Source organism: Micromonospora sp. CPCC 206171 (assembly GCF_036906755.1).
In the GTDB taxonomy this organism is placed as follows: Bacteria; Actinomycetota; Actinomycetes; order Mycobacteriales; family Micromonosporaceae; genus Micromonospora; species Micromonospora purpureochromogenes.
Window position 1 is genome coordinate 167,686 of the sequence record NZ_JBAKHT010000009.1, and the last position, 26,230, is coordinate 193,915.

Consider the following 26,230-nt stretch of genomic DNA (forward strand, 5'->3'; position numbering starts at 1 on the left):
CCCGGTCGCTGGATGCCCCGGCCCGCCGCAACCAGGGGCGGCGGCGGGAGGCGGCGGTCAGTCCAGGACGAAGCGGGGCTCGCCGTCGTCGGGGAGGTCCAGGCGCGGGGTGACCGGGGTGGCGGCGTCCCGGTCGGCCGCCGCTCGCGCCACGCCGGCCAGGTCACCGGCGGCGACCACCTGGGCCAGGGTGACCAGCGTCGGCGGCAGCATGGTCAGCTCGCCGGCCTCGGCCCGGGCCAGGGCGTCCGCCGGACGGACCCACATGGTGTGGTCGGCCTCGCCGGACACGTCCCGGGTCCGCTGCCCCTCCGGCAGCAGCGCCACGAAGAAGTACGTGTCGTAGCGGCGCGGCTCGAACTCCGGGGTGATCCACCGGCTCCACGGCAGCAGCAGGTCCGACCGGAGGGTCAGCCGCCGCCCGGCGAGCAGGTCGGCGAAGCCCACCCGGCGGGCCTCCAGGTCCTGCCGGGCGGCCTCCCACTCGTCGCCGCTGACGTCGCCCACCACGGTCGAGGCGTCCGGGCCGGCCAGCAGCACGCCGGCCTCCTCGAAGACCTCCCGCGCGGCGGCGCAGACCACCGCCTGGGCGGCCGCCGGGGCCACCCCCAGCCGGCCGGCCCACTCCGCCGGCTCCGGGCCGGCCCAGTCCAGGTGCGCCTGCGAGTCGGAGCGGTCCACCCCGCCGCCGGGGAAGGCGTACATCCCGCCGAAGGCCATCGCGGCGACCCGGCGGATGACGTACACCTCGAAGTCGTCGCCGGCCGGGCGCAGCAGCAGCACCGTGGCCGCGACCCGCGGCACCGCCGGGGTGCCACCCTCGGCGCGGAACCGGCGGGCGTGCTCGACCAGGGCGGCCGGGGCGGCGAAGCCGTCACTGTCGATCGTCATCCCGCGAGCCTAGTTGCCGACCGGTGGATCGCCCGACCGGCCGGTCGGCGATCTTCGTTAGCCTGCCGGCATGACACGTTGGGGAATCCTGGCCACCGGGTACATCGCCGGCCGTTTCGCCGAGGACCTGCGCCTGGTGCCGGGGGCCGAACTGGTCGCGGTCGGCTCGCGCACCGCCGAGAGCGCCGAGCGGTTCGCCGCCCGGCACGGCATCCCCCGGGCGTACGCCTCGTGGGCCGAGCTGGCCGCCGACCCGGACCTCGACGTGATCTACGTGGCCACCCCGCACGCCGCCCACCACGAGGCGACCCGGGTCTGCCTGGACGCCGGCCGGGCGGTGCTGGTGGAGAAGCCGTTCACCCTCGACCTGCCGAGCAGCACCGAGCTGATCGAGTCCGCCCGCGCGCGTGGGGTCTTCCTGATGGAGGCCATGTGGATGCGGACGAACCCGCTCGTCCGGCGGGTGGTCGAGCTGATCGCCGACGGGGCGATCGGCGAGGTGACCAGCGTCCGGGCCGACTTCGGCGCGGCCGGGCCGTTCCCGCCCGAGCACCGGATGCGGGCCCGCACCCTCGGCGGCGGCGCCCTGCTCGACCTCGGCGTCTACCCGGTGAGCCTGGCCCACCTGCTGCTCGGCGTGCCGCAGCACGTGCACGCCTGGGCGAAGCTCGGCCCGGAGGGCGTGGACGAGAACACCGGCATCGTCCTCGGGTACGACTCGGGCGCGGTCGCCACGCTGGGCTGCGGCATGGTCGGCGCGACCGCGATCACCGCCTCGATCACCGGCACCACCGGCCGGATCGACCTGCCCGAGCCGTTCTACCGGCCGGGGTCGGCGGTGCTGCACCGGGCCGGCGCCGAGCCGGAGATCATCCCCGCCGATCTCACCGGCGGCGGCTACCAGCACGAGGCCGCCGAGGTGCAGCGCTGCCTGGCGGCGGGGCTGACCGAGAGCCCGCTGGTGCCGCACTCCGCCACCCTCGAGGTGATGGGGCTGCTGGACGGCATCCGGGAGCGGATCGGCGTGCACTACGCGTGAGGGGCCCCCTGCCGGTGGCGGGGAGCCCCTCGACGGGCGGTGCGGCCGGGATCAGAACAGCGGCCGGACCACCAGGTAGGTCAGGCAGGCGATCAGCGCGGCCGCCGGGAACGTGATGATCCAGGCGAGCACGATGTTGCCGGCGACGTTCCAGCGCACCGCGGAGAGCCGCTTGGTGGCACCCACACCCATGATCGCCGAGGTGATCGTGTGGGTGGTGGAGATCGGGGCCTTGAGCACCAGGGCGTTGAAGTAGAGCACCATGCTGGCCACCGTCTCGGCGGCGAAGCCCTCCGGCGGGCCCAGGTCGATGATCTTGCGGCCGAGGGTGCGGATGATCCGCCAGCCGCCCGCGTAGGTGCCCAGCGCCAGCATGGTCGCCGAGGTCCAGAACACCCAGCCGGGGATGTGCGTCTTGTCTTCCTGGAAACCACCGGTGTAGAGGGCCAGCACCACGATGCCCATGGTCTTGGCGGCGTCCTGCATGCCGTGGCCGATCGACATGGCCGCCGCGGAGGCGGTCTGCGCCCAGCGGAAGCCCCGGTTGAGCTTGCCCGGCTGCCCCTTCCGGAACAGCCAGAGGATGGCCAGCATCAGCAGGTAGCCGAGGGTGAGGCCGACGATCGGCGACAGGATCATCGGGACGATGACCTTCTGACCGATGTTCGCCCACTGCACCACGCCGCCGGTGGCGAGCAGGGTCGCCCCGACCAGGCCGCCGAAGAGGGCGTGCGAGGAGGACGAGGGCAGACCGAAGTACCAGGTGATCAGGTTCCACGCGATGGCGCCGAGCACCCCGGCGAAGACCACCCCCAGGCTGGCCACGCCGGTGGGCAGGGTGACCAGGCCGTCGCCGACGGTCTTGGCCACCCCGGCGCCGAAGTGCGCGCCGACGAAGTTGCCGACCGCGGCCAGCAGCAGGGCGATCCGGGGTGTCAGCGCCCGGGTGGAGACGCTGGTCGCGATCGCGTTGGCGGCGTCGTGGAAGCCGTTGGTGTAGTCGAACGCCAAGGCCACCACGATCACCGCCAGCACGGCGATGAGTTCGGGACTCACAGGATCAGGACTCCTTGACCGCGATGGTCTCGACGGTGTTGGCCACGTGCTCGAAGGCGTCGCAGGCGGCCTCCAGCTCGTCGGCGACCTCCTTCATCTTCAGCACGGTGAGCGCGTCGTACTCGCCGGAGAAGAGGCGGACCAGCAGCATCCGGTACACCTGGTCACCGGTGTTCTCGAGCCGGTTGCACTCGATCCAGTAGTCCTCGAGGTCCTTCATCGACTTCAGCCGGGGCATCGCGTCAGCGGTCAGCTTGGCCTGCTGGTCGAGGACGTTGACCATCTCGTGCATCTCGCGGGGCAGCGAGGGGAGCTTGGTGAGGCCGTACAGGTAGAGCAGGTTGCCGACGGCCTCGAGGTGGTCCATCACGTCGTCGAGCAGCGAGCCCAGACGGTAGATGTCCTCCCGGTCGAAGGGGGTGATGAAGGTCGAGTTGATCTTCTTGTACAGCTCGTGGGTGATCTGGTCGCTGTCGTGCTCGACCTCGGTCAGCCGCTCGCTCACCGACTGCACCTCGACTCCGGGCAGGGCCAGCTCGTTCAGCAGTTCGGTGCCCTTCACCAGGTTCTGCGCGGCCCTGGTGAAGAGCTCGTAGAAGGCGCCCTCGGTGGGACGGAAGGAAAACTTCACAGCACGGACCTCGTCGTGTCGGTGGAAGGGTGGCCGACGCCGCCGGGGCGCCTGCTCTGGGCATGCTAAGGACATGGGAAAACCGGGCATTCCCCGGCCCACCCCTGGTCAGGCCCGATTCACCGCTCGTTCACCCGCCGTTCACCTTCACCCCTTCATCGTCGGCCCGCAACCGGTCGCGCTCGCGCTCGACGTCGAAACCGGCTGCCGGATACCCGAGATGCAGACCGGCGAACGTCTCCCGCAGCAGGTGGGCCACGGCCCAGTCCCGGTACCACTTGCGGTCCGCCGGCACCACGAACCAGGGCGCGGCCTCCGTGCCGCACCGCTGGAGCGCCTCGGCGTACGCGGCCTGGTAGTCGTCCCAGCGGGCCCGGGAATCGAGGTCCGACGGGTTGTACTTCCAGTGCTTGCGCGGGTCGGTCAGCCGCTCCAGCAGCCGCTCGCCCTGCTCCTCGCGGGAGATGTGCAGCATCACCTTGACCAGGGTCACCCCGGCGTCGACCAGCTCGTGCTCGAAGGCGTTGATCTCGTCGTACCGGGCCCGCCAGGTGGCCTCCGGGACCAGCTCCGCCACCCGGGCCACCAGCACGTCCTCGTAGTGTGACCGGTTGAACACCCCCACGTACCCGGGCGGGGGCAACGCCCGCCGGATCCGCCAGAGAAAGTCGTGCCGCAGCTCCTCCTCGGTGGGTGGGCCGAACGAGCGGATGTGCAGGCCCAGCGGGTTCATCGCGCCCGCCACCCGCTTGACCGTGCCGTCCTTGCCGCCGCAGTCCATCGCCTGGAGCACCAGCAGCACCCGGCCCGGCCGGCCCGGGGCCAGCTCGGCACCGCCCGTGGTGGGCGCCGACGCGGGCGCGTCCGGCTCGCCGGCGGCCTTCGCGGTGGCGAAGAGCATCTCCTGCTGTTCGCCCAGCTCCACGCCGAGGAGTTCGACCTGCTCGCGGGCCCAGGCCTTGCGCGCCCGGCCACCGCCGGCCGCCGCCGGCAGCCCCGGGGTCGAGCGGGGATCGAGCGTACGCGGGTCGACCGCCCCCGGAGAGACCCGGAGCAGGTCCCGCATCTCTCCGCCCTCGGGTGCCACGATCTCCGATCCATCGACTGCGCTCATCCCGCGATCATCGCCCACCTCGCCCCCCTCCGCCTCCCGAGCACCACCCACCCCTCCCTCCCTCACCCCGCCCAAGATCCGCGCACCTTCGGAGAAGGAGTGGCCTCGAGGCGCTCCGAGGCCCCGCTTTCTCGGAAAGTGCGCGTTGGTGGACGGGGCTCCCGGGAGCGGGTGTCACGTTTTGGGGCGGTGGGGTGTCCGGTGGGCGGGGAGAATGCCGTCGGTGGGGAGGCGACTGTGACGGTGGACGCGGTGACCGAGTTCGAGGCCGAGCGCGGGCGGCTGATGGCGGTGGCGTACCGGATGCTGGGCAGCCGGAGCGAGGCCGAGGACGCCGTGCAGGAGACCTGGCTGCGCTACGCCAGTGCCCTCGGCGATCCGGCCGCCCGCGCCGAGGTGCGGCACCTGGGCGGCTGGCTCACCACCACCTGCGCCCGGATCTGCCTCGACCTGCTCCGCTCCGCCCGGGTACGCCGGGAGACGTACCCGGGGCAGTGGCTGCCCGAGCCGCAGGTGACCCCGCTGGGCGCGGCCCCGGAGCCGGACGGCTTCGCCCCCGACCCGGCCGAGCGGGCCGTCCGCCGCGACCAGCTCGGCACCGCCCTGCTGGTGGTGCTGGAACGGCTCACCCCCGAGCAGCGGGTGGCCTTCGTCCTGCACGACGTCTTCGCGGTGCCGTTCGGCCAGATCGCCGAGGCGCTCGGCACCAGCCCGGAGGCGGCCCGGCAGCTCGCCTCCCGGGCCCGCCGCGCGGTCAACACCCCGGACACGCCCCGGCACACCGCCGACCTGGCCGAGCAGCAGCGGGTGGTGTCCGCCTTCGTGGCCGCCACCGAGTCCGGCGACCTGGCGGGGCTGATGCGGGTGCTGGCGCCGGACGTGGTGCTCATCGGCGACGGCGGCGGGCACGCCCCGGCCGCCCGCAACCCGATCGCCGGGGCCGACAAGGTCGCCCGGTTCACCCTCGGTCTTTTCAGCCAGGCCGGCCGCTTCGGCCACCGGGTACGCGCGCGGCCCGTGCTGGTGGACGGGGCGCTCGGGTTGCAGATCGAGACCACCCGGCCCGACGGGCGGATGCAGCGGCTGGTCACCGCGTTCGCCGTGGACGACGGGCGGATCACCGGCATCTTCAACCAGCTCAACCCGGACAAGCTGACCCGGGTGGCGGAGATCGGCGCCGAGGACGGCGGGCCGCAGCGCTGGTGAGCCCGGCTCAGAGCACCAGGGCCAGCCACTTCCGGTACGACGTGGCGAACGGCTCGGTGCCGTCCCCCAGCGCGCCGAGCAGCCAGCGCGACGCCGCCTCCGCCTCGGCCACCAGGTCGTCCGGGTAACCGAACCGCTCCCGGTGCTCGGCGAACTCGTCCTCGTCGCGCAGCTCGACCGCCCCGGTGGCGCGCCGGCGCACCACGTCCAGGTCCAGGTCGAACAGGTGCACGGTGTCGTCGCCCTCCCAGCGGGCCGGGGTGGTGATGTCGCAGTAGACCTCGCTGGTCCGCGGCGGCGGATTGAACATGCCCGTCCACCAGGCGTGGTGCGGCACCAGGAGCACGAAGGGGATCTGCTCCACCGAGGGCCGGCCGTGGTAGACCGACTCGGTGCCGGCCGGCACACCCAGCCAGACCCCCAGGTCGTCCTCGGTGAGCCGGCGGGCCGGGTAGTCGCGGTGGGCGCTGCCGTCGTACTTGCGGTAGATCACACGGACCACGTCGCTCGGCATGAGTCGCACCCTAACCGATTCCGCCCAACGGTCGCTGCGCGGAAGTAACCGGTCACGATCGGGTATCCCACCCGGCCGGGTGGCACGCCCGGTGTCGGCGTCGGCGGGTACCGTCGCACGGTGACTCCGCCGCGCACCGCCACCGGTTCCGCCACCCCCCGCGGCCGGCGTCGGGGCGCCCGGCCCAGCGGCGGCGAGCTGCTGGCCGCCGCGGTCGGCGCGGTGCCCGGTGGCGCGGCCCGTCCCGGCCAGCAGCAGATGACCGAGGCGATCGAGCGCAGCATCGGCTCCGGCGAGCACCTGCTGGTGCAGGCGGGCACCGGCACCGGCAAGTCCCTGGCCTACCTCGCCCCCGCGCTGACCGTGGACGGCCCGGTGGTGGTCTCCACCGCCACCCTGGCGTTGCAGTCCCAGCTGGTCGACCACGACCTGCCCCGACTGGCCGACGCGGTGGAGCCGCTGCTCGGCCGGCGGCCCACCTTCGCGGTGCTCAAGGGGCGGCACCACTACCTCTGCCTGGCCCGCCTGGACAACTCCACGGAGGACGAGCCGGAGGACACCCTCTTCGACGCCCCGGCGGCGCGGCCGGGTGGGGCCACCAAGTGGCTCGGCGAGGCCGGGCGGCTGGGCAAGCAGGTCCAGCGGCTGCGCGACTGGGCCGAGGAGACGGCCACCGGTGACCGGGACGAGCTGGACCCGGGCGTCGACGACCAGGCCTGGCGGCTGGTCTCCATGCCGGCGCGGGAGTGCGTCGGCGCGTCCCGCTGCCCGTTCGGCCAGGAGTGCTTCGCCGAGGCGTCCCGGGCCCGGGCGCGGGAGGCCGACATCGTCGTCACCAACCACAGCCTGCTCGCCGTCGACATGATCGCCGGCCGGCACATCGTGCCGCCGCACAAGCTGCTCATCGTCGACGAGGCGCACGAACTGGCCGACCGGGTCTCCTCGGCGGCCCAGGCCGAGCTGGTCCCGGAGCTGGTCGACCGGTCCGCCCGGCGGGCCCGGCCGCTGCTGCGACCGGACGTCGCCGAGCGGCTGACCGAGGCCGGCGACGCGCTCGCCGTCGGGCTGGCGGAGGCGCCGGCCGGGCGGATCACCGCGGGGCTGCCGGCCCCGCTGCGCGAGGCGTGCACGCTGCTGGACGCGGCGACCCGGGCCGCGTTGGACGCGATCGGCGACATCAAGGCCGACGACCCGGACCCGGTGCGCAAGCAGCAGGCCAAGGCGGCGCTGGACGAGCTCTCCACCACCGCCCAGCGGCTGCTGGAGGAGGCCGACCACGACGTGGCCTGGGTGGAGAAGCCCGAGAACGGCAGCCGCCGGGCGCTGGTGGTCGCGCCGCTGTCCGTCGCCGGCACCCTCGCCACCCACCTGTACGAAGAGCGCACCGTGGTCGCCACCTCGGCCACGCTGGCGCTGGGCGGGCGCTTCGACACGGTGGCCCGGGCGTTGGGGCTGGACGCTCCCCCGCCCGCCCCGCCGTCGCCGGCCGCCGCCGCGCTGGCCGTGACCGCCGCCGCCGGCCGGCCGGGCGTCACGCCGGGCGCCGGATCCCCGCCCGGCAAGGTGGCGGTCGCCGCGGGCAGCCGGGCCGCGACCGGCACCGTGCCCGCCACCGAGGGCCCGGGCTGGCGGTCGCTGGACGTCGGCTCCCCGTTCGACTACGCCCGGCAGGGCATCCTCTACGTCGCCGCGCACCTGCCCCGCCCGAGCGTGTCGGGGCTCCCCGAGGCGGCGGGCGAGGAGCTGCTGGGGCTGGTCGGCGCGCTCGGTGGCCGTACCCTCGGGCTCTTCTCCTCGCGGCGGGCGGCGCAGCAGGCCGCGGAGCTGCTGCGCGCGCGGACGGACCTGCCGGTGCTGCTCCAGGGCGAGGAGGCGCTGCCGCTGCTGGTCCGCCGGTTCCGGGAGGAGCGGTCGAGCTGCCTGTTCGGGGTGATGTCGCTCTGGCAGGGAGTGGACGTCCCCGGCGACGCCTGCCAGCTCGTGGTGATCGACCGGCTGCCCTTCCCGCGCCCGGACGAGCCGCTGGCCGCCGCCAGGGCGGCGGCGGTGGACGCCGGCGGCGGCTCCGGTTTCGCGGCGGTCAGCGTGCCGATCGCGGCCGTCCGGCTGGCCCAGGGGGTGGGCCGGCTGATCCGCGCCACCGGCGACCGGGGTGTGGTCGCGGTGCTCGACTCACGGCTGGAGACGGCGCGCGGCTACGGGCCGTTCCTGCGCCGATCGCTCCCCCCGTTCTGGTACACCACCCGCCCCGACGTCGCCCGCGGCGCCCTCGAACGCCTCGCCAAGGCCTGACCGCCCGCTGCCCGCGCCGTCCGGCGCGCCCGCTTGTGCGAGACGCGCGACGGGCCCGCCCCTGGAAAGGGGCGGGCCGGTTCTGCGGGTCAGCGCGGTCAGGGCGCGTGGGAGGCGACCACCACCGCGTCCGGCGGGGTGTCCGGGACGGTACGCGCGGCCAGCCGGCGGACGGCGGTGTTGAGCACCGCGATCAGCGGCACCGCCACCAGCGCGCCGGTGATGCCGGCCAGCACCACGCCGGCCGCGATCCCGATGATCACCGCGAGCGGGTGGATGGCCACCGCCCGGCCCATGATCAGCGGCTGGAGGATGTGCCCCTCGACCTGCTGCACCCCGATCACCGCACCCAGAATGATCAACGCGGTCACCGGGCCGCTGTCGACCAGCGCCACCAGCACCGCCACGATGCCGGAGAGCGCGGCGCCGACGATCGGGATGAACGCGCCCAGGAAGACCAGCGCGGCCAGCGGAAACGCGAACGGCACGTCGAAGATGACCAGGAAGATCCCGATGCCGACCGCGTCGATGAAGGCGACCAGCACCGTGGCCCGCACGTACGCGCCGAGGGTGGCCCAGGAGGCCCGGCCCGCGTCGTCGACCTTCCAGCGGGCGGCCACCGGCAGCAGCCGGACCAGGAACCGCCAGATGTTGTTGCCGTCACGCAGGAAGAAGAAGGTGGCGAAGAGCACCAGGACGGTGCCGGTCAGCACCTCGGCCAGCGTGCTCGCGGTGGAGATCGCGCCGCTGGTGAACTTCTCGGTGTTGCCGTTCACCCAGGCCTGCGCTTCGTCGATGTACCGCTCCAACTGGCCGTCGGAGAGGTGCAGCGGGCCGGTCTTGAGCCAGTTCTGGATCTGCCGTACGCCCTGTGACGACTTCTCGCTCAGCTCCGGCACGCCCTGGATGAACTCGTTCACCACCAGGGTCAGCGTGCCGACCACCGCGGCCAGCCCGCCGACCAGCACCACGGCCGTCGCCAGCGACCGGGGGAAGCGCGCCCTGAGCAGCCAGCCGACGGCCGGCGCGAGCAGCGCCGAGAGCAGCAGCGCCACCGCCAGCGGGATGATCACGATGCTGATCGTGCCGACGATCTTCAGCACCGCCCAGGTGACCACGCCGATCACGATCAGCCGCCACGACCAGGCGGCGGCGATCCGCAGCGCGTGCGGCACGTCCTCGTCGTCCCGGCTGCTGGTCGAGGTGTGCACCGCGGCGGGCGGCTCCGCGCCGACCACCGTCGCCGACCTCGGCGCGACCGGCCCCGGGGACGCCGGCGAGGCGACCCGGGCCTCCTCGGGTACGCCGGCGGGGGCGGAACGACCGGAGCGCACCGACTCTCGCCCGGACTCGTACGCGCGGCGGAGTCGACCGCGTACCCGCTCGAAGCGGCTCAAGCGCACCTCCTCAGGATGAAACCGGGCCGCCCAGGACGACGGTCCGGACAGGGTACGTCCGACAGCGACACCGTAGGGCAGTTCCGCCACACATTGCCCCGCCCGGCACGGCTCAACCACGGCGACGACCGCCCCCGGGCACGCGGTAGCGTCTTCGCGTGACCGCCGATCAGAACCTCGACTCCGGCCTGCCGATCCGTCTGCTGCACGACCGCGTGCTGGTGCGGGTGGAAGGCAGCGAGGGCGAGCGCCGCTCCACCGCCGGCATCGTGATCCCGGCCACCGCCGCCGTCGGCAAGCGGCTGGCCTGGGCGACCGCGGTGGGCGTGGGGCCCAACGTGCGCGCGATCGTCTCCGGCGACCGGGTGCTCTTCGACCCCGACGACCGCTCCGAGGTCGAACTGCACGGCCGGGGGTATGTCCTGCTGCGCGAGCGCGACGTGCACGCCGTCGCCGCCGAGCGGGTGGAGACCGAGTCCACCGGCAACACCGGCCTCTACCTCTAGCCGGTCACCTGTTGACCGCACCCCGTCGTTTCACCTCGACCACTGGCCGCGCCGTTTGGGCTTCCTGTCGAGGGGAAGCCAGGCCCCAATCAGGGGCCCTGGGGAGGGACGATGCCGGAATTAGTGAGGAAGCTTCTGTTCTGGGGCTTCATCGCGTTCCTGATCTTCTTCATGGCGTTTCGGCCGGACGGGGCGGCGCAGATGTTCAAGGGAATCGGCGCGGGCCTGATGGCGATCTTCCAGGGCCTCGGTGACTTCATGACCAGCCTGATGACCTGACCACCGTGCGTCGCCTCCGCGCCGGCGGCGCGCGGCGCGGGTCAGGGCTGCCTGGGCCCCCACGGCGCGGCCGGGGACGGGCCGGACCAGGGGTGGCCGGCCGGGAGCGGCGGCGGAGCCAGCACCACCGGGATCGGCACCACCGGGGAGTCCGGGGCGTCCACCGCCCGCTGCGACCCGTCCGGGAAGCGCAGGTGGTAGCGCTGCCCGTCCCAGACCCCGACCGGCGCATGCGGGTCGCGCCCGACGAAGAACGCCCGGTACGCGGCGATCGCCTCCAGCAGTTCCCGCTCCTCCCGCACGGTGCGCTCCCGGTCGGCCGCCTTGCGGTCCAGCCCCCGGCGCATCCCGTCGCGCAGCAGCGCCAGCCGGGTGGCCGCGAACTGGTAGCCACGCATCGCCCGCAGTCCGGCGTCGCCGCCGACCCGGCGGGCCCATACCCGGGCGGCGTGCCGCCGGCCGAGGCTGCCCAGGGCCGCCACCTCGGGCGGGCTGAGCCAGCCGGCCCGGACGTAGTCCGGCAACGTCCGCTCGGTGAGCCGCCCCTCCCAGGCCCGCAGCCAGACCGCGAAGCCGACCATGCCGAAGAAGATCGGCACCATCAGCGCGACCATGCCGTACATGAAGATCACCAGCTCGCCGGTGGCCTGCACCAGCGTCGGGATCAGGTTCCAGGTGCCGTGCAGCATCATCGCCAGCAGCAGGCCGGCGGCCGGCGCGAGGAACCGTACCCGGCGGTCCGCCGTCCGGGCGGCGATGCCCAGCCCGACCCCGGTCATCGAGGTGAACAGCGGGTGGGCGAAGCCGAAGAGCAGGATCCGGGTGATGAAGATGGCGAACACCTGCCGGAAGCCGGTGGCGGGGCCCCACTGGTCGGCGCCCGAGGCGTAGCCGTAGCCGCCCAGGTAGAGGATGTTCTCCACCATGGCGAAGCCGACCGCCGAGAGCCCGCAGTAGACCAGGCCGTCGGTGATGCCGGACCACTCCCGCCGCCGGAAGACCAGCAGCAGGATCGGGCCGAGCGCCTTGGTCAGCTCCTCGATGAACGGCGCCACCAGCACACCGGTGAGCGCCTGCGGCAGGCCCCAGTCCTTGAACAGCCCGGCCGCGGTCTCGTTGACCCTCAGCGATGCGGCGGTGGAGACGAACGCGCCCCAGGCGAAGCAGAAGATCAGGTACTTCAGCGGCTCCGGCTCGTACCGGTCGAGCCAGAGGAAGCAGGCGACCAGCACCGGCACCGGCAGGATCGCCGCCACCAGGCCGATGAGCAGTGCCTCCAGCCCGAGGTTGGAGCCGAGCACGAAGAGCATGTAGACCGCGCAGGCCGCGATCAGCAGCACCACCCCGGCCAGCGCCAGGACCCGTCGCCAGCCGAGCCGGCGCAGCGGCATCCGGGGCAGGGCTCCACCCGACGGCGGCGGAAGGGCGGGCGCGAGCGGCGGCGGCGCGGGCGAGCCGGGCGGGGTGTCGGCCATGCGGTCAGCGTAGTCATCTCCGGTCCACTGGTCCGGGCGCATCGGTGGTGGTTATGCTGCGGTCAGGTCACGAGCGCCAGCGTCAAGCCCCGGCTTGCTGGCCGGCAACCCTCGTCGAGGTTCGCGGTGGGGTGCCCCGGGTGATGACCGGGCCCGGCCCGATCCGTGTGCTGGGCAAGCGCGGACCCCGTCCCGGTGTGCCCACACCCGGGGTCCCTGGACCCCGGAGGCCCACCATGACCCTCACCCTCGTACCGCCCGCCGCCCCGACCACCGTCGCGCCGGCCTCGACCGGGCCGGATCCGCTCGGCGTGCTCGGCGTACCCGGGCAGGTGAACCTGGACCACGCCGCCAGCGCGCCCTGCGCGCGGGCCGCAGCCGACGCGGTGGCCGAGCTCCTGCCCTGGTACGCCAGCGTGCACCGCGGTGCCGGGGCGCTGTCGCGGCGCTGCACCCTGGCCTACGAGCGGGCCCGGCAGACGGTCGGCGACTTCTTCGGCGCCCGGCCCGAAGACCACGTCGTGTTCACCCGCAACACCACCGACGCGCTCAACCTGCTGGCCCGGGCGCTGCCCCCGGGCACCACGGTGGTCACCTTCGCCGGGGAGCACCACGCCAACCTGCTGCCCTGGCCGCGCGGCTCGGTCCGCCTGCCGGTGCCGGAGAGTCCCGCCGGGGCGGTCCGGGCGCTGGACGCCGCACTGGCCGAGCTGCGCCGGGGGGCCACCTCCGGGCTGCCGGTGCTGGTGGCGGTGACCGGGGCGAGCAACGTGACCGGCGAACGCTGGCCGGTGGCCGAGCTGGCCCGGGTGGCCCGCCGGCACGCCGCCCGGATCGTGGTGGACGCCGCCCAGCTCGCCCCGCACGCGCCGGTGGACGTCACCGCACTGGACGTGGACTACCTGGCCGTCTCCGGACACAAGCTGTACGCCCCGTTCGGCGCGGGCATCCTGCTCGGCCGGGCGGACTGGCTGGACGACGCCCCGCCGTACCTGGCCGGGGGCGGCGCCACCAGCCACGTCGGCGCGGCCACCCACGAGGTGCGCTGGACGACCGGCCCGGCCCGGCACGAGGGCGGTACGCCCAACCTGCTCGGCGCGGTCGCCCTGGCCGCCGTCTGCGCGGCGCTGGCCGGGGCGGACCGGGCGGCGCTGCACGCCCACGAGCAGCGGCTGGTGGACCGCCTGCGCGACGGGCTCGCCGCGCTGCCGGACGCCGTCGAGCTGCGCACGTTCTCCCCCGACGCGCCCCGGGTGGGCATCGTGTCGTTCGTGCTGGCCGGCCGGGACTCCGCCGAGGTGGCCGCGTACCTGGCCCGGGAGCACGACATCGGGGTCCGCGACGGCCTGTTCTGCGCGCACCCGCTGGCCCGGCGGCTGCTCGCCGAGGCGGCGGCGCGCGCCGGGCGGGACGACCTGCCGCCGACCGCGCTGCGGGCCAGCCTCGGGCTGGGCAGCACCGTGGCGGACGTGGACCGGCTGCTGGCCGCGTTGGCCGCCCTGGGCTGAGCGACCCGCCGGCGCTCAGACGGGTCGGTGCGGGCGGGTCGCTCAGCCGATCGGCGGGGCGGTGGGGGGCTTCGGAGTGCCCTGCTGCCGCTCCGCCGGCTCGCCGGCCGGCTTCTCCTGGTCGCCGAAGGACGTCCGGACCAGCCGGTTCGCCTCATCCTGGTCGATGCCGGAGGCGACCAGGAGGTCGCTGGCGGTGGTACGCACCTGGGCGACCACCACGCTGCCGGAGAAGCCGACGCCCTCCGCGTAGGCCCGGCCGGCCTCGCTGACCGCGCGCAACGAGCGCTCCCGGGCCTTCTCCGGTTCCTCACCGACGGCGAACTCGTGCCGGAGCAGGCGCACCGCCTCGGCGAGATGGCCCGCCGCGTCCGGCAGCGGATCCGGCACCGGCTCCTCGTCCTCGATCATCGTGACGGCGCGCCGGATCAGGGTGCCGCTGTTGCGCATCGCCCGGTCGATCGGGTCGGCGGCCTCCGCGTAGTGGGTCAGCTCGCTGCGCCGGTGCCACCGAGCCGGTGAGAGGGTGCTGGTCTCCTTCGCGCCCTCGATCGCCTCGCTGAAATTGGCCAACTCCTCCTTGTTCTCGCGGAGCCGTTCCAGGGCCCGCTGGGCGCTGGCTCGGTCCCGGTTGCGCAGCGCCTCGGCGGTGATGTCGAGCTGGGCGGCGAGCAGGTCCAGCGCCGGCCGGGCGGCCCGGTTGATCACGCGTAGCGGGTTCAGCGGCAGCAGGATCGCCGTCACCAGCAGCGCGATGCCGCCGCCGATGAACGCGTCGATGAAGCGGGGTATCTCCAGGTTCTGGGTGGAGGGGCTGAGCGTGACGATCAGCACCGCGGTCGCCGCGGCCTGGATGACGATGGCGACGCTGGCGCCGAAGAAGATGGTCAGCAGGATGGCCGAGGTCACCACCAGGCCGAGCTGCCATCCCCCGGTGCCGAGGAAGTAGATCAGGAGGTCGCCGAGGAAGACCCCGACCGCGACCCCGATGATCAGCTCCACCGTGCGGCGCAGCCGCTGGCCGACCGAGGCGGCCAGGGTGCCGACCGCCGAGATCGGCGCGAAGACCGGCTGCGGATTGTTCAGGAACTCGTGGGAGACGACCCAGGCCAGCGCCGCGGCGACCCCGGCCTGGAGAGCGAGGCCCAGGGCCATCCGGACCCGGTGCAACCGGTCGTGCAGGGTGGCGCGGCTGCGATGCCGCAGCTCCTCCATCGCGTCGGCGATGCGCACCGAGTCGACGTCGGACTCACGGTCGCGCCGGCTGAGCCGACGCCACAGCGGTAGTCGTCGGTCCCGGGCCACGGCCATGGCCGGGACTACCCGTACCGGCGCGGTTCATCCCCGCCCGCTCGGGCAGACTCGGCGGGGTGACGGAGCTGATCGACCGCTGGCGGACGGCCGCGCGGGACGCCGGCGCCCCGGACGGGCCGGCGCTGGTCCGGGCCGGGGAGGAGTTGCTGGCCCGGTGGCGGGAACCGCAGCGGCGCTACCACACCGTGCGGCACCTGACGGCCGTGCTCGACGTGGTCGACGCGTACGCGGAGCTGGTCGACCGGCCGGACCTGGTCCGGCTGGCCGCCTGGTGCCACGACGCGGTCTACGACCCGGCCGGCGAGGCCAACGAGCGTGACAGCGCCGCGCTCGCCGGCACGCTGCTGACCGCGCTGGGGCTGCCGGCCGCCGCGGTGGCCGAGGTGCGCCGGCTGGTGCTGCTCACCGCCGGGCACGCCACCACCGCCGGGGACCGGAACGGCGCCCTGCTCTGCGACGCCGACCTGGCGATCCTCGCCGCACCCCGGCAGGAGTACGACGCGTACGCCGCCGCGATCCGCGCGGAGTACGCGCACGTGCCCGAGCCCGACTTCCGGGCCGGCCGGGCCCGGGTGCTGACCGCCCTGCTCGCGCTTCCCGCCCTCTACCGGCTCCCCCCGGTCGCGGCCCGCTGGACCGACCCCGCCCGCGCCAACCTCACCCGCGAACTCGCCACCCTCGCCTGACTGTGCGGCTGGCCGCGTCGGGTCCGCCGGTGATGGGGTCAGCCGGCGGGGCGGGTCAGGTGTTTGGGGCGGCGCAGGCCCGCGTCGCGGAGCAGGCGGACCAGCTCCCGGCTGGGGACCACCCGGGCCCCGAGCCAGACGGCCATGGCGAAGCGCTCGGCGGGGATGTCGTAGTGGTCGCGGTCGAACCCGCGCCGGGGTGCGCCCAACGCCTCGGCGAAGGCGTGCAGCTCCGCGAGGGAGACGTCGCTGATCAGGTGGGACCAGAGCCGTCCCCGCGACGGCCAGACGGGCCGGTCCAGGTACAGCATGGCGGCCAATCTAGCCGCCGGTTAGCCTCTCCCGCATGGCCGGATCCCCTCTCCTCGACGACCTGCGTGCGGCGCTCGGCGACGACGCCGTCCTCACCGACCCCGATCTGCTCCGGATGCACCAGCGCGACGAGGCGGACCTGTGCCCGGCCGGTACCCCGCTGGTGGTGACCCGCCCGCGCGACACCGGGCAGGTGGCCGCCGTGGTCCGGGCGGCCGCCCGGCACGGCGTACCGGTGGTGCCGCAGGGTGCCCGGACCGGCCTGGCCGGCGCCGCGAACGCGATCGACGGCGCGGTGGTGCTCAGCGCGGTGGCGATGGACGCCATCCTGGAGATCGACCCGGTGAGCCGGATCGCCGTGGTGCAGCCCGGCGTGGTGAACGCCAGGCTGGCGGCGGCGGTGGCCGAGCACGGCCTCTACTACCCGCCGGACCCGGGCTCCTGGGAGTCCTCCACCATCGGCGGCAACGTCTCGACAAACGCCGGCGGCATGTGCTGCGTCAAGTACGGCGTGACCACCGAGTACGTCCTCGGCCTGGAGGTCGTGCTCGCCTCCGGCGAGGTGCTGCGCACCGGCCGGCGCACCGCCAAGGGGGTCGCCGGCTACGACCTGACCCGGCTCTTCGTCGGCTCGGAGGGCACCCTCGGGGTGCTCACCGAGATCACCGTGTCGCTTCGCCCGGCGCCCGAGGAGTCGCTGACCATGGTGGCGGTCTTCGGCTCGACCGCCGAGGCCGGTGCCGCGGTGGCCGACATCGCGGCGCAGGGGCTCAGCCCCAGCCTGCTGGAACTGCTCGACCGGACGCACCTTCAGGCGATCGAGGCGTACCGGCCGATGGGGCTGCGGACCGACGCGCAGGCGCTGCTGCTGGCCGCCGCGGACACCGGCCCCCGGGCGGCGGACGACCTGGCCCGGCTGGCCGAGGTCTGCGAGGCCGCCGGCGCCGAGGAGGTGTACGCGGCCACCGACGCGGTGGAGGCGGCGGCGCTGCTCCAGGCCCGCCGGCTGGCGCACCCGGCGATGGAGAAGTTCGCCGCGGACGCCTTCCCCGGCGGCAACGGCGGTCTGGTGATCGACGACGTGGCGGTGCCGCGCGGCTCGCTCGCGGCGTTGCTGGACGGGGTGGCCCGGATCGCCGAGAAGTGCGACGTGCCGATCGGCGTCGTCGGGCACGCCGGGGACGGCAACATGCACCCGAACATCGTGGTGGACCGGGCGGACCCGGCCAGCCTGGAGCGGGGCCGGCGCGCCTTCGACGAGATCATGCAGCTCGGCCTGGACCTCGGCGGCACCTGCACCGGCGAGCACGGCGTCGGGCTGCTCAAGCGGGACTGGCTGGCCCGGGAGATCGGCCCGGTCGGGGTGCGGGTGCACCAGGCGATCAAGGCGGCGCTCGACCCGGCCGGGCTGCTCAACCCGGGCAAGGTGCTCTGAGGCACGGCCCGGCCGCTGCCCGGGCGCGGTTCAGGCGGTGGGTTCGGCGGGGGTGGCCTGGGTGAGCAGCAGCAGGATCTCGTTGGCCACCGGCGGCCGATCCTCGCCCGGGCAGTCCTGCGAGGTGATCAGGCCGGCCGAGGTGAGCAGGCTGGAGGTCAGCGCGTCGATGCAGCTGACCCGGTAGCGGCGGGCCTCGTCGGTCTCCTGCCGCAGGCGTGGGTCGGCGAGCAGGTCGTGCAGCCGCTTCACCTGCTCCGGGTCGAGGCTGCCCGTCGAGGTCACCCCGTCGCCGGCGCAGTCGTCGCACTCCCAGTGGCCGTCCGGCTCGACGTTGAGCGACCGGAGCGGACCGTCCTGACCGAGCTTCTGCACCAGGCTGACCCGGTTGGCCGCGCCGGCGCCGGGGGAGGCCGTCGCCGCCGCGGCCTTGTCCGGTGTGGATTCCGTGCCCCGGTCGAACACCGAGCAGGCGGTGAGGGCGATCGTCAGGACGGCACCGGCGCAGACCATGAGCGTGCGTGACCACTGGTTGGGAACCACGCGCCGCAACTTACCCCACCGTAGGTAGCGACCGGTACCCGCCGACCGGACGGCCATCGATGGGTGTAACGGTCGGTCAGCGGGACGAGGTGGGCAGTCCGGCGCTGTCCCCGTCGACGCCCCGGTCGGCGGCGAAGCCCCGCACGTCCGGCGCGCCGAGCCGGGCCGCGTCGGCGGTGGCGTCGTCCGGCATCAGCTGGGACTCCCGCTCCGCCTCGACCCGAGCCCGGTAGTGGGTGATCTCGCGCTCGCGGGTGGCCGCGTCCCAGCCGAGCACCGCGCCCATCAGCTCCGCGGTGTGCCCGGCCGACTCCAGGCCGCGGTGGGTGGTCTCGAAGGAGATCCGGGTACGCCGGGTCAGCACGTCCTCCAGGTGCAGCGCCCCCTCGGCGCGGGCCGCGTACGTCACCTCGGCGGCCAGGTACTCCGGTGCGCCGGCCAGCGGCGAGGCGAGCAGCGGGTCGGCGTCCACCAGGGCCAGCAGCTCCCGGGTCAGCGTGCCGTACCGCTCCAGCAGGTGCTCGACGACGCCGACCGGCACCCCGTGCCGGCGCGCCAGGTCGGCCCGGTCCCGCCACATGGCCTGATAGCCGTCGGCGCCGAGCAGCGGCAGGTCGGCGGTGCGCGAGGGGCGACCGCCGCCAAGCCGGCGGACCGCCCGGTCCACCACGTCGGAGGCCATCACCCGGTACGTCGTGTACTTGCCGCCGGCGACCAGGAGCAGCCCCAGCATCGGCTCGAAGACGGCGTGCTCGCGGGAGAGCTTGGAGGTGGAGTCCGCCTCGCCGGCGAGCAGCGGGCGCAGCCCGGCGTAGACGCCCTCGATGTCCGCCGTGGACAGCGGCCGGTCGAGCACGGTGTTGACCTGGTCGAGCAGGTACTGGATGTCGCGGGCGGACGCGGACGGGTGGGAGCGGTCCAGCCGCCAGTCGGTGTCCGTGGTGCCGATGATCCAGTGCCCGCCCCAGGGGATGACGAAGAGCACGCTGGTGGCCGTGCGCAGGATCAGCCCGGTCTCGCCGGTGATCGCCGAGCGGGGGACGACCAGGTGCACGCCCTTGGAGGCCCGCACCCGGATGCCGGGGCGCAGTCCGACGTCGTTGAGCATCCGCGACATGTCGTCGCTCCACACGCCGGTGGCCCCGATGACGGTGCGCGCGCGTACCTCGAACTCGGCGTCCGGCGAACCGGCCGGCGCCTCCAGATCGCGGACCCGGACCCCGGTCACCTCGCGGGCCTGCCGGACCAGCCCGACCGCGCGGGCGCTGCTCACCACGGTCGCGCCGAGGCTGGCCGCGGTGCGGGCCAGGGTCACCACCAGCCGGGCGTCGTCGACCTGGCCGTCGTAGTAGCGGATGGCGCCGGCCAGCGAGTCGGCCCGCAGGCTGGGGAAGATCCGGCGGGCGCCCTCGCGGGTCAGGTGCCGGTGCAGCGGCATCCCCCGCCCACCGCCGAAGACCCCGGCAAAGGCGTCGTACGCGGCCACGCCGGCGCCGTAGTAGGAGCGGCGGAACGCTCGGGCCGGCAGGTCCCGCAGGCCACGGCCGGCGGGCAGCGGCACCAGGAACGGCACCGGCCGGACCAGGTGCGGGGCGAGCCGGGTGGCGAGCAGGCCGCGCTCGGTGAGCGCCTCGTGGACCAGGTGGAACTCCAACTGCTCCAGGTAGCGCAGGCCGCCGTGGATCAACTTGCTGGACCGGCTGGAGGTGCCGGCGGCGTAGTCGCGGGCCTCGACCAGGGCCACCTTGAGCCCCCGGGAGGCGGCGTCCAGCGCGGCGCCCGCCCCGGTCACCCCACCACCGATGACCAGCACGTCGAACCGTTCGGACCGGAGGCGGCGCAGGTCCGCGGCGCGGCGCTCCGGGGAGAGTTGGCCGGCGACGGATCGGGTCACGTTGGGGTCGCGCACGGGTCCACCGTAACCGCCCGGGGCCCCGGGCAGCATGCCTTGTCCCCCCGCCAGGGGCAGGGAGAGGCATTGATCACCCACCGCGCGACGGGGATAGCGCGATCCGGGCACGCCGGGACGGCACGGACGTCCGGGGGCGGCTCGGGCGTCGTACTGTTTCCGGATGCGGCCCGAGCCACCTCCCACCGGAAGCGACGGGACCGCATGGTCCGCCAACCCGTGGGCGGTGGTGGCGGCCGTGCTGGCGGGCGGCTGGACGGTGGCGACCACCGTGCTGCTCCAGGTCGCCGGCTGGTCCGTCGACCAGGTACGGCTCGCCAGCGGGCTGGACCGGTGGCCGTGGCTCTGGCCGGTGCTCTCCCTGGCCGGTGCACTGCTGGCCGGCCTGCCGGCCCTGCTGCTGGCGCTGCTCCCCCGCTCCCCGGCGCTGCGGGCCACCGGCCGGGCCTGGCTGGCCGGAGCGCTTGCGCTCGGCGTGCTCGGGGCACTGCGCGCCCTCCCGCCGGTGCACCACGAGCTCTACCTGGCGGCGCTGGCCGCCACCGCCGCCGGGCTGGCCCTCGTCGCCGCCCGGCTGCCGGCCCGACGCCGCGCCCTGCCCAACGGGTCGGGGGGCGGGCCCGGGCCGGCGACCACCGCCGATGCACCAGGGGGCGAGCCGCGGGCGACGACCACCGTCGAGGCACCGGACGGCGAGCCGGGGCCGGCGACGACCGCCGATGAGCCGGACGGCGCGGGCCGCACCGGGCGGCGGGCGAGCGCCGCCGGCGGGGCGGACGGCCGACGACCCGATCGGGTCACCCTGCTCGCGGTGGCCGCCGGGCTGGCCCTGCTGCTCCCCTGGGCCTGGCTCGGCGCGCTCGGCGGCCTGCTGGAGACCCTGCTCGCCGCGCTGGCCGCGGCGGCGCTCGGCGCGCTGGCCGGGGTGCTGCTCGACGGGCGGTTCTGGCGCCGGCTCGGTGGCGGCGAGCGGCCCCGGCCCGCCCGGCTGGTGTTCCTCGGCGGGCTGGTCGCCGGGGTCACCCTGCTGCTGCTGGCCGCCGGCACCGGGCAGTCCGGGGCCCAGCTGCCCGCCCTGCTCGCCGTGCCGCCGGTCGCCTTCACGCTGGCCGCCCTGTACGCGGCGACCCGCCGGGCCGGCACCCGGTCCGCCGCACCGGTCGGCTGGCTGGTCGGCCTGGCGCTGTTCGGCCCGCTCGCCCTGGCCGACCCGGAGGAGGTCTCGATCCTCCTGGCCACCGCCCGCGACGTGCCGTTCTGGGTGGCCGCCGCCGCGGTGGTCGGGCTCGCCGTCGCGGTCCTGCTCGCCGTCGGGTACGGCGTCCTGCTCGCCCGGCCCCGGGCGGTCACGCCCAGCCGGCGGGTGGCCGTGCTGGCCGCCGGCGTGCTGCTGGTCGCGGTCGGGGTGGTGGACGTGGTCCCCGGGCAGCCCGGACTGCACGGCGAGCGGCTGCTGGTGGTGCTGCGCGAGCAGGCCGACCTGGCCGGCATCCCGGCCGGTACGCCGGGTCGGACCGGTCGGGACGCGCGCGCCGCCGAGGTGTACCGCCGGCTGGTCGCCACCGCCGAGCGGACCCAGGGCGACCTGCGCGGGGAGCTGTCCCGGCTGCGCCTGGACCCGAAGCCGTACTACCTGGTCAACGCGATCGAGATCGACGGCGGGCCGGCGGTGCGGGCCTGGCTGTCGGGCCGTCCCGAGGTCTCCCGCGTGCTGGTCAGCCAGCGGGTACGGCCGCTGCCCGCCCCCGCCCCGACCAGCAACGGCGACGCGCCGGCGCCGGCCGGCCCGGCCTGGAACATCCGGCTGCTCGGCGCCGACCGGGTCTGGTCGGAGCTGGGGGTGACCGGTTCGGGCGTGGTGGTCGGCAGCTCCGACTCGGGCGTGGACGGCCGCCACCCGGCGCTGGCCGACGGCTTCCGGGGCGGCGACGACTCCTGGTACGACCCGTGGGACCGCACCCGCTCCCCGAACGACGCGGGCGGACACGGCACCCACACGGTGGGCAGTGCGGTGGGTCGGGACGGCATCGGGGTGGCGCCGGGCGCGCGCTGGGTGGGCTGCGTGAACCTCGACCGCAACCTCGGCAGCCCCGCGCACTACCTGGACTGCCTCCAGTTCATGCTGGCCCCCTTCCCGCCCGGCGGCGACCCGATCACCGACGGCCGCCCGGCCCGCGCGCCGGACGTGCTGACCAACTCCTGGGGCTGCCCGCCGATCGAGGGCTGCGACCCGCGGGCCCTTCGGCCGGCCGCCGACGCGCTGGCCGCCGCCGGCATCCTGGTGGTCGCGGCGGCCGGCAACACCGGCCCGTACTGCGGCTCGATCGTCGACCCGCCCGCGCCGTACCCGGACGTGTTGACCGTCGGCGCGGTGGACCGGAACCGCCGGGTGACCCTCTTCTCCAGTCGCGGACCTGCCCCGGGCGGCGCGGCCAAGCCGGACGTGCTCGCCCCGGGCGCCGGCGTGCTGTCCGCGATGCCGGGCGGCGGCTACGCCACCCTGGACGGCACCTCGATGGCGACGCCGCAGGTGGCGGGCGTGGTGGCGCTGATGTGGTCGGCGAACCCGGCGCTCGTCGGCGACCTGGAGCGCACCCGCCGGATCCTGCGGGAGACGGCGAAGCCGGCGCAGCCGAGCTACCGCTCCCGCGCGCCGCAGGACGCCTGCGGTGGGAACGCGAACATCACCGGCGCGGGCCTCGTCGACGCGTACGCGGCGGTGCGGGCGGCCCGGGCCGGCTGATCGGGCCTTGCGCCCACCCGTGGTGGTTGATCTAGGGTCGGCCACCATGGAGTTCACCCTTGCCGACCTGCCCGCCGACCGGGTTCCCGCCGTCATCGCGCTCTGCGGACGCGCGCTCGACCTGCCCGAGGACGCCGCGGAGGCGGAGTCCGTGGTCACCGCCCTCTGGCCCCGGGCCGCGGCGGACCGGACCGTGCTGGCGCTCGGGGCGTACGCGGGGGACGAACTCATCGGGGTGCTGATCGGATCGGTCTCGGCGGCGGAGGAGCGCGTCGGGCACGTGGACCTGCTGGCCGTCGCGCCACAGCGGCGGCGCCGGGGGGTCGGCCGGGCGCTGGTGGCCGAGGCGGAACGACGGCTCGCCGGCCTCGGCGCGTCCGAGCTGCTGCTGGCCGGGAACCCGCCGTACTACGCCTGGCCGGGCATCGACGTGCGGTACACCCCGGCGGTCTGCCTGGCGCTGGCGCTGGGCTACCGGCAGGACCGTACGGCGTGGAACATGACCGCCGACCTGTCGTACGACGGGTCGCCGGCGCTGCGCACGACGGAGCCGGCGGAGACGAGGCTGGCCGGCCAGGGCGTGACGGTACGCCGGGCGGAGCCGGCGGACCTGCCGGCGCTGGCCGCGTTCGCCCGCTCCACCTTCGGCGGCGCCTGGGACGGCGAGTTGGCCGGCTCGGTCGGCCGCGCCGACGCGGGCTGCCACCTCGCGGAGCGGGACGGCGAGATCCTCGGCTTCGCGGCCTGGGGATCGTCGCGGCCGAGCTGGTTCGGGCCGATGGGCACCGCGCCGGCGGCGGAGGGCTCGGGCATCGGCGGGGTGCTGCTGCGCCGCTGCCTGCGTGACCAGCACGAGGCCGGGATCGGCGCGGCGCAGATCGGCTGGGTGGGCCCGGTGCCGTTCTACTCCGGCAGCGCGGGCGCCCGGATCGAGCGGGTCTTCTTCCTGTACCGCCGCCCGCTCTGACGGCCCTGCCGGCCCGCCGGACGGGGCGCGCGGCTCCGGGAAAAGACCGCGACCCATCGATAAACGGGCGAATAGGATATAGACCCTGATAATGCCATTCGCCCGCATGGGTGATGGGCGCCCCCTACCGTTTCGGTAGAGGAGGCGACCCATGACCACGGACGACGAACAGACCGACGAGCCGATGCCCCGCACCTGGGTGCCGGTCGGCGAGCCGCCCGTCGCGGTGCCGTTCGACCGGCGGGACTACGGCGACGCGGAGCAACTCGCCGAGATGACCGGCGTCGACGAGCCGGAGGCCGAGGACCTGGTGACCGTGGTGGACGAGCCGGTCGCCATCCGCCCGCCGTACGACCGGGCGCAGAAGCGGCGTAACCAGCGCAGCCTGCCCTGAGAAGACGGAAAGGGGCGGACCGCTCGCGCGGCCCGCCCCTTTCGGCGTTGGTGGAGCTGGACTCAGAAGTCCATGTCCCCGCCACCCGGACCAGCCGGGGCGGCCGGGGTCTTCTCCGGCTTGTCCGCCACGACGGCCTCGGTGGTGAGGAAGAGCGCCGCGATCGACGAGGCGTTCTGCAGCGCCGACCGGGTCACCTTGGCCGGGTCGATGATGCCCGCGGCCAGCAGGTCCACGTACTCGCCGTTGGCGGCGTTGAGGCCGTGACCCGCGTCGAGGTTGCGGACCTTCTCCACCACGACGCCGCCCTCGAGGCCGGCGTTGACGGCGATCTGCCGCAGCGGGGCGTCCAGCGCGATCTTGACGATCTGCGCGCCGGTGGCCTCGTCGCCGGTCAGGTCCAGCTTGTCGAAGGCGGTCTTGCCGGCCTGCACCAGCGCGACGCCACCACCCGGGACGATGCCCTCTTCGACGGCGGCCTTCGCGTTGCGGACGGCGTCCTCGATGCGGTGCTTGCGCTCCTTGAGCTCGACCTCGGTGGCCGCGCCGACCTTGATCACCGCAACACCGCCGGCCAGCTTGGCCAGGCGCTCCTGCAGCTTCTCGCGGTCGTAGTCGGAGTCGCTCTTCTCGATCTCGGCCCGGATCTGGTTGACCCGGCCCTGGATCTGCTCGGCGTCACCGGCACCGTCGACGATGGTGGTCTCGTCCTTGGTCACCACGACCTTGCGGGCGCGGCCCAGCATCTCGACGCCGACGGCGTCCAGCTTGAGGCCGACCTCCTCGCTGATGACCTGGCCACCGGTGAGGATGGCGATGTCGGCGAGCATGGCCTTGCGGCGGTCACCGAAGCCCGGCGCCTTGACGGCGACGGACTTGAAGGTGCCCCGGACCTTGTTGACGACCAGGGTGGCCAGGGCCTCGCCCTCGATGTCCTCGGCGATGATCAGCAGCGGCTTGCCGCCCTGCATGACCTTCTCCAGGATCGGGAGCAGGTCCTTCACCGACGAGATCTTGCTGTTGACGATCAGGAGGTACGGGTCGTCGAAGACGGCCTCCATACGCTCCGGGTCGGTCATGAAGTACGCGGAGATGTAGCCCTTGTCGAAGCGCATACCCTCGGTGAGCTCGAGCTCCAGGCCGAAGGTGTTGCTCTCCTCGACGGTGATGACGCCTTCCTTGCCGACCTTGTCCATCGCCTCGGCGATGATCTCGCCGACGGTGTTGTCACCGGCCGAGATGGAGGCGGTGGAGGCGATCTGCTCCTTGGTCTCCACGTCCTTGGCGAGCTTGAGCAGCTCCTCCGAGACGCTGGCCACGGCCGCCTCGATGCCCCGCTTCAGGGCCATCGGGTTGGCGCCGGCGGCCACGTTGCGCAGGCCCTCGCGAACCAGGGCCTGGGCCAGGACGGTCGCCGTCGTCGTGCCGTCACCGGCCACGTCGTCGGTCTTCTTGGCGACCTCCTTGACCAGCTCGGCGCCGATCTTCTCGTAGGGGTCCTCGAGCTCGATCTCCTTGGCGATGCTCACACCATCGTTGGTGATGGTGGGGGCACCCCACTTCTTCTCGAGCACGACGTTGCGGCCCTTGGGGCCGAGCGTCACCTTCACGGCGTCGGCGAGCTGGTTCATGCCCCGCTCGAGGCCGCGGCGCGCCTCTTCGTCGAACGCGATCATCTTGGCCATACGGCGTTGTCCTCCTGGACACTCACGGGCCACCCGAGTGTTGTGCCCCGGATGGGCCGCCTGGTGTACGCACCTTGGGACGTCGCCACCTGGCGACGACGACGTCCTTCGGCCGGGCCGGATAGCCCGCGACGACTGGCCATGTGCCCCACCGGCGTCTCGAACGCCGGTGCGACCGTGGCCCCACCGCCCCGACCATTGGCACTCAGCGTATGCGAGTGCCAATGACTTGTTTAGCACTCTCCCCTGCCGAGTGCAAGCACGATGGGGCCGGACGCTCCTATGCCGCGTCAAGTGGTTGGGGTGGGGTTTCGAGGCGTCGGTAGAGCTCTCG

The 26,230-nt window shown here is 74.5% G+C and carries 22 protein-coding genes, 2 pseudogenes and 1 riboswitch; of the genes and pseudogenes, 12 read left to right on the plus strand and 12 right to left on the minus strand.

From position 1 onward, the window contains the following. Positions 1 to 57 precede the first annotated feature (57 nt). Positions 58 to 891, minus strand: coding sequence for an NUDIX hydrolase (locus V6U89_RS13865; RefSeq protein WP_334571383.1), 834 nt, complete (start codon positions 889 to 891; stop codon positions 58 to 60). A 70-nt stretch (positions 892 to 961) separates the two neighbouring features. Between V6U89_RS13865 and V6U89_RS13870 the strand changes: the two genes are divergently transcribed. Then, on the plus strand, positions 962 to 1,930 hold the full coding sequence (locus tag V6U89_RS13870; RefSeq protein WP_334571384.1) for a Gfo/Idh/MocA family protein: 969 nt from the start codon (positions 962 to 964) through the stop codon (positions 1,928 to 1,930). Between the two features lie 51 nt (positions 1,931 to 1,981). On the opposite strand, the gene V6U89_RS13875 is transcribed toward V6U89_RS13870, so the two are convergent. From V6U89_RS13875 to V6U89_RS13885, 3 genes are all read right to left on the minus strand, one after another. Beyond that, positions 1,982 to 2,986: an inorganic phosphate transporter gene (locus V6U89_RS13875; RefSeq protein WP_334571386.1), complete on the minus strand. Its 1,005-nt coding sequence runs from the start codon at positions 2,984 to 2,986 to the stop codon at positions 1,982 to 1,984. A 4-nt stretch (positions 2,987 to 2,990) separates the two neighbouring features. After that, the gene (locus tag V6U89_RS13880; RefSeq protein WP_280840029.1) at positions 2,991 to 3,617 is read right to left on the minus strand and encodes a DUF47 domain-containing protein; all 627 of its coding nucleotides are present in this window, start codon (positions 3,615 to 3,617) and stop codon (positions 2,991 to 2,993) included. Positions 3,618 to 3,747: 130 nt separating this feature from the next. Continuing rightward, positions 3,748 to 4,731, minus strand: a complete 984-nt coding sequence (locus V6U89_RS13885) for a PPK2 family polyphosphate kinase (protein ID WP_334571387.1) — start codon at positions 4,729 to 4,731, stop codon at positions 3,748 to 3,750. A gap of 243 nt (positions 4,732 to 4,974) precedes the next feature. On the opposite strand from V6U89_RS13885, the gene sigJ reads away from it, so the two are divergent. Beyond that, entirely contained in the window at positions 4,975 to 5,937 is a 963-nt protein-coding gene (gene sigJ / locus V6U89_RS13890; protein ID WP_442933920.1) for an RNA polymerase sigma factor SigJ, read from the plus strand. Between the two features lie 7 nt (positions 5,938 to 5,944). Here the strand turns inward: sigJ and V6U89_RS13895 are convergent, their stop codons facing one another. Continuing rightward, positions 5,945 to 6,451 (minus strand): DUF402 domain-containing protein, encoded by a 507-nt coding sequence (locus V6U89_RS13895; protein WP_238450621.1) that lies wholly within the window; start codon positions 6,449 to 6,451, stop codon positions 5,945 to 5,947. Positions 6,452 to 6,571: 120 nt separating this feature from the next. Here V6U89_RS13895 and V6U89_RS30185 point away from each other — a divergent pair. Together V6U89_RS30185 and V6U89_RS30190 are read left to right on the plus strand one after the other, a co-directional pair. After that, positions 6,572 to 7,924 (plus strand): annotated as a pseudogene (locus tag V6U89_RS30185) (ATP-dependent DNA helicase); the annotation flags it as partial. Positions 7,925 to 8,056: 132 nt separating this feature from the next. Continuing rightward, positions 8,057 to 8,743: pseudogene (locus V6U89_RS30190) on the plus strand (ATP-dependent DNA helicase); the annotation flags it as partial. Between the two features lie 98 nt (positions 8,744 to 8,841). Here V6U89_RS30190 and V6U89_RS13905 read toward each other — a convergent pair. Continuing rightward, a complete protein-coding gene (locus V6U89_RS13905; protein WP_334571412.1) occupies positions 8,842 to 10,191 on the minus strand; it encodes an AI-2E family transporter in 1,350 nt (449 codons plus the stop codon). A gap of 107 nt (positions 10,192 to 10,298) precedes the next feature. Between V6U89_RS13905 and V6U89_RS13910 the strand changes: the two genes are divergently transcribed. Together V6U89_RS13910 and V6U89_RS13915 are read left to right on the plus strand one after the other, a co-directional pair. Further along, positions 10,299 to 10,646 carry a GroES family chaperonin gene (locus V6U89_RS13910; RefSeq protein ID WP_334449737.1) on the plus strand — a complete coding sequence of 116 codons (348 nt, stop codon included), beginning with the start codon at positions 10,299 to 10,301 and terminating at the stop codon, positions 10,644 to 10,646. 123 nt (positions 10,647 to 10,769) lie between these two features. Further along, complete coding sequence (locus V6U89_RS13915) at positions 10,770 to 10,925, plus strand: hypothetical protein (protein WP_179800955.1); 156 nt, start codon at positions 10,770 to 10,772, stop codon at positions 10,923 to 10,925. A gap of 41 nt (positions 10,926 to 10,966) precedes the next feature. Here V6U89_RS13915 and V6U89_RS13920 read toward each other — a convergent pair whose 3' ends face one another. Then, the gene (locus V6U89_RS13920) at positions 10,967 to 12,442 is read right to left on the minus strand and encodes a PrsW family intramembrane metalloprotease (RefSeq protein WP_334571391.1); all 1,476 of its coding nucleotides are present in this window, start codon (positions 12,440 to 12,442) and stop codon (positions 10,967 to 10,969) included. Between the two features lie 23 nt (positions 12,443 to 12,465). Continuing rightward, a riboswitch (SAM riboswitch) is annotated at positions 12,466 to 12,587 on the plus strand. Positions 12,588 to 12,636: 49 nt separating this feature from the next. Here V6U89_RS13920 and V6U89_RS13925 point away from each other — a divergent pair. Further along, complete coding sequence (locus V6U89_RS13925) at positions 12,637 to 13,908, plus strand: aminotransferase class V-fold PLP-dependent enzyme (protein ID WP_334571392.1); 1,272 nt, start codon at positions 12,637 to 12,639, stop codon at positions 13,906 to 13,908. Positions 13,909 to 13,950: 42 nt separating this feature from the next. Here V6U89_RS13925 and V6U89_RS13930 read toward each other — a convergent pair whose 3' ends face one another. After that, a complete protein-coding gene (locus tag V6U89_RS13930) occupies positions 13,951 to 15,213 on the minus strand; it encodes an FUSC family protein (RefSeq protein WP_334571413.1) in 1,263 nt (420 codons plus the stop codon). A gap of 65 nt (positions 15,214 to 15,278) precedes the next feature. Between V6U89_RS13930 and V6U89_RS13935 the strand changes: the two genes are divergently transcribed. Next, positions 15,279 to 15,908 (plus strand): HD domain-containing protein, encoded by a 630-nt coding sequence (locus V6U89_RS13935; RefSeq protein WP_334571394.1) that lies wholly within the window; start codon positions 15,279 to 15,281, stop codon positions 15,906 to 15,908. Positions 15,909 to 15,946: 38 nt separating this feature from the next. Here the strand turns inward: V6U89_RS13935 and V6U89_RS13940 are convergent, their stop codons facing one another. Continuing rightward, a complete protein-coding gene (locus tag V6U89_RS13940; RefSeq protein ID WP_334571395.1) occupies positions 15,947 to 16,219 on the minus strand; it encodes a DUF4031 domain-containing protein in 273 nt (90 codons plus the stop codon). A 35-nt stretch (positions 16,220 to 16,254) separates the two neighbouring features. Here V6U89_RS13940 and V6U89_RS13945 point away from each other — a divergent pair, with 35 nt between their 5' ends. Beyond that, on the plus strand, positions 16,255 to 17,655 hold the full coding sequence (locus V6U89_RS13945) for an FAD-binding oxidoreductase (protein ID WP_334571396.1): 1,401 nt from the start codon (positions 16,255 to 16,257) through the stop codon (positions 17,653 to 17,655). Between the two features lie 30 nt (positions 17,656 to 17,685). Here the strand turns inward: V6U89_RS13945 and V6U89_RS13950 are convergent, their stop codons facing one another. Further along, positions 17,686 to 18,198, minus strand: coding sequence for a hypothetical protein (locus V6U89_RS13950; protein WP_334571397.1), 513 nt, complete (start codon positions 18,196 to 18,198; stop codon positions 17,686 to 17,688). A gap of 76 nt (positions 18,199 to 18,274) precedes the next feature. Beyond that, a complete protein-coding gene (locus V6U89_RS13955) occupies positions 18,275 to 20,107 on the minus strand; it encodes a glycerol-3-phosphate dehydrogenase/oxidase (RefSeq protein ID WP_442933917.1) in 1,833 nt (610 codons plus the stop codon). Positions 20,108 to 20,270: 163 nt separating this feature from the next. On the opposite strand from V6U89_RS13955, the gene V6U89_RS13960 reads away from it, so the two are divergent. The 3 genes from V6U89_RS13960 to V6U89_RS13970 all read left to right on the plus strand — a co-directional run bounded on the left by V6U89_RS13960 (position 20,271) and on the right by V6U89_RS13970 (position 24,211). Further along, positions 20,271 to 22,850 (plus strand): S8 family serine peptidase, encoded by a 2,580-nt coding sequence (locus V6U89_RS13960; protein WP_334571398.1) that lies wholly within the window; start codon positions 20,271 to 20,273, stop codon positions 22,848 to 22,850. A gap of 46 nt (positions 22,851 to 22,896) precedes the next feature. Beyond that, positions 22,897 to 23,817 carry a GNAT family N-acetyltransferase gene (locus V6U89_RS13965; protein WP_334571399.1) on the plus strand — a complete coding sequence of 307 codons (921 nt, stop codon included), beginning with the start codon at positions 22,897 to 22,899 and terminating at the stop codon, positions 23,815 to 23,817. Between the two features lie 151 nt (positions 23,818 to 23,968). Further along, the gene (locus tag V6U89_RS13970) at positions 23,969 to 24,211 is read left to right on the plus strand and encodes a hypothetical protein (protein WP_442933918.1); all 243 of its coding nucleotides are present in this window, start codon (positions 23,969 to 23,971) and stop codon (positions 24,209 to 24,211) included. A 62-nt stretch (positions 24,212 to 24,273) separates the two neighbouring features. On the opposite strand, the gene groL is transcribed toward V6U89_RS13970, so the two are convergent. Further along, positions 24,274 to 25,896: a chaperonin GroEL gene (groL, locus tag V6U89_RS13975; RefSeq protein ID WP_334571400.1), complete on the minus strand. Its 1,623-nt coding sequence runs from the start codon at positions 25,894 to 25,896 to the stop codon at positions 24,274 to 24,276. Positions 25,897 to 26,230 lie beyond the last annotated feature (334 nt).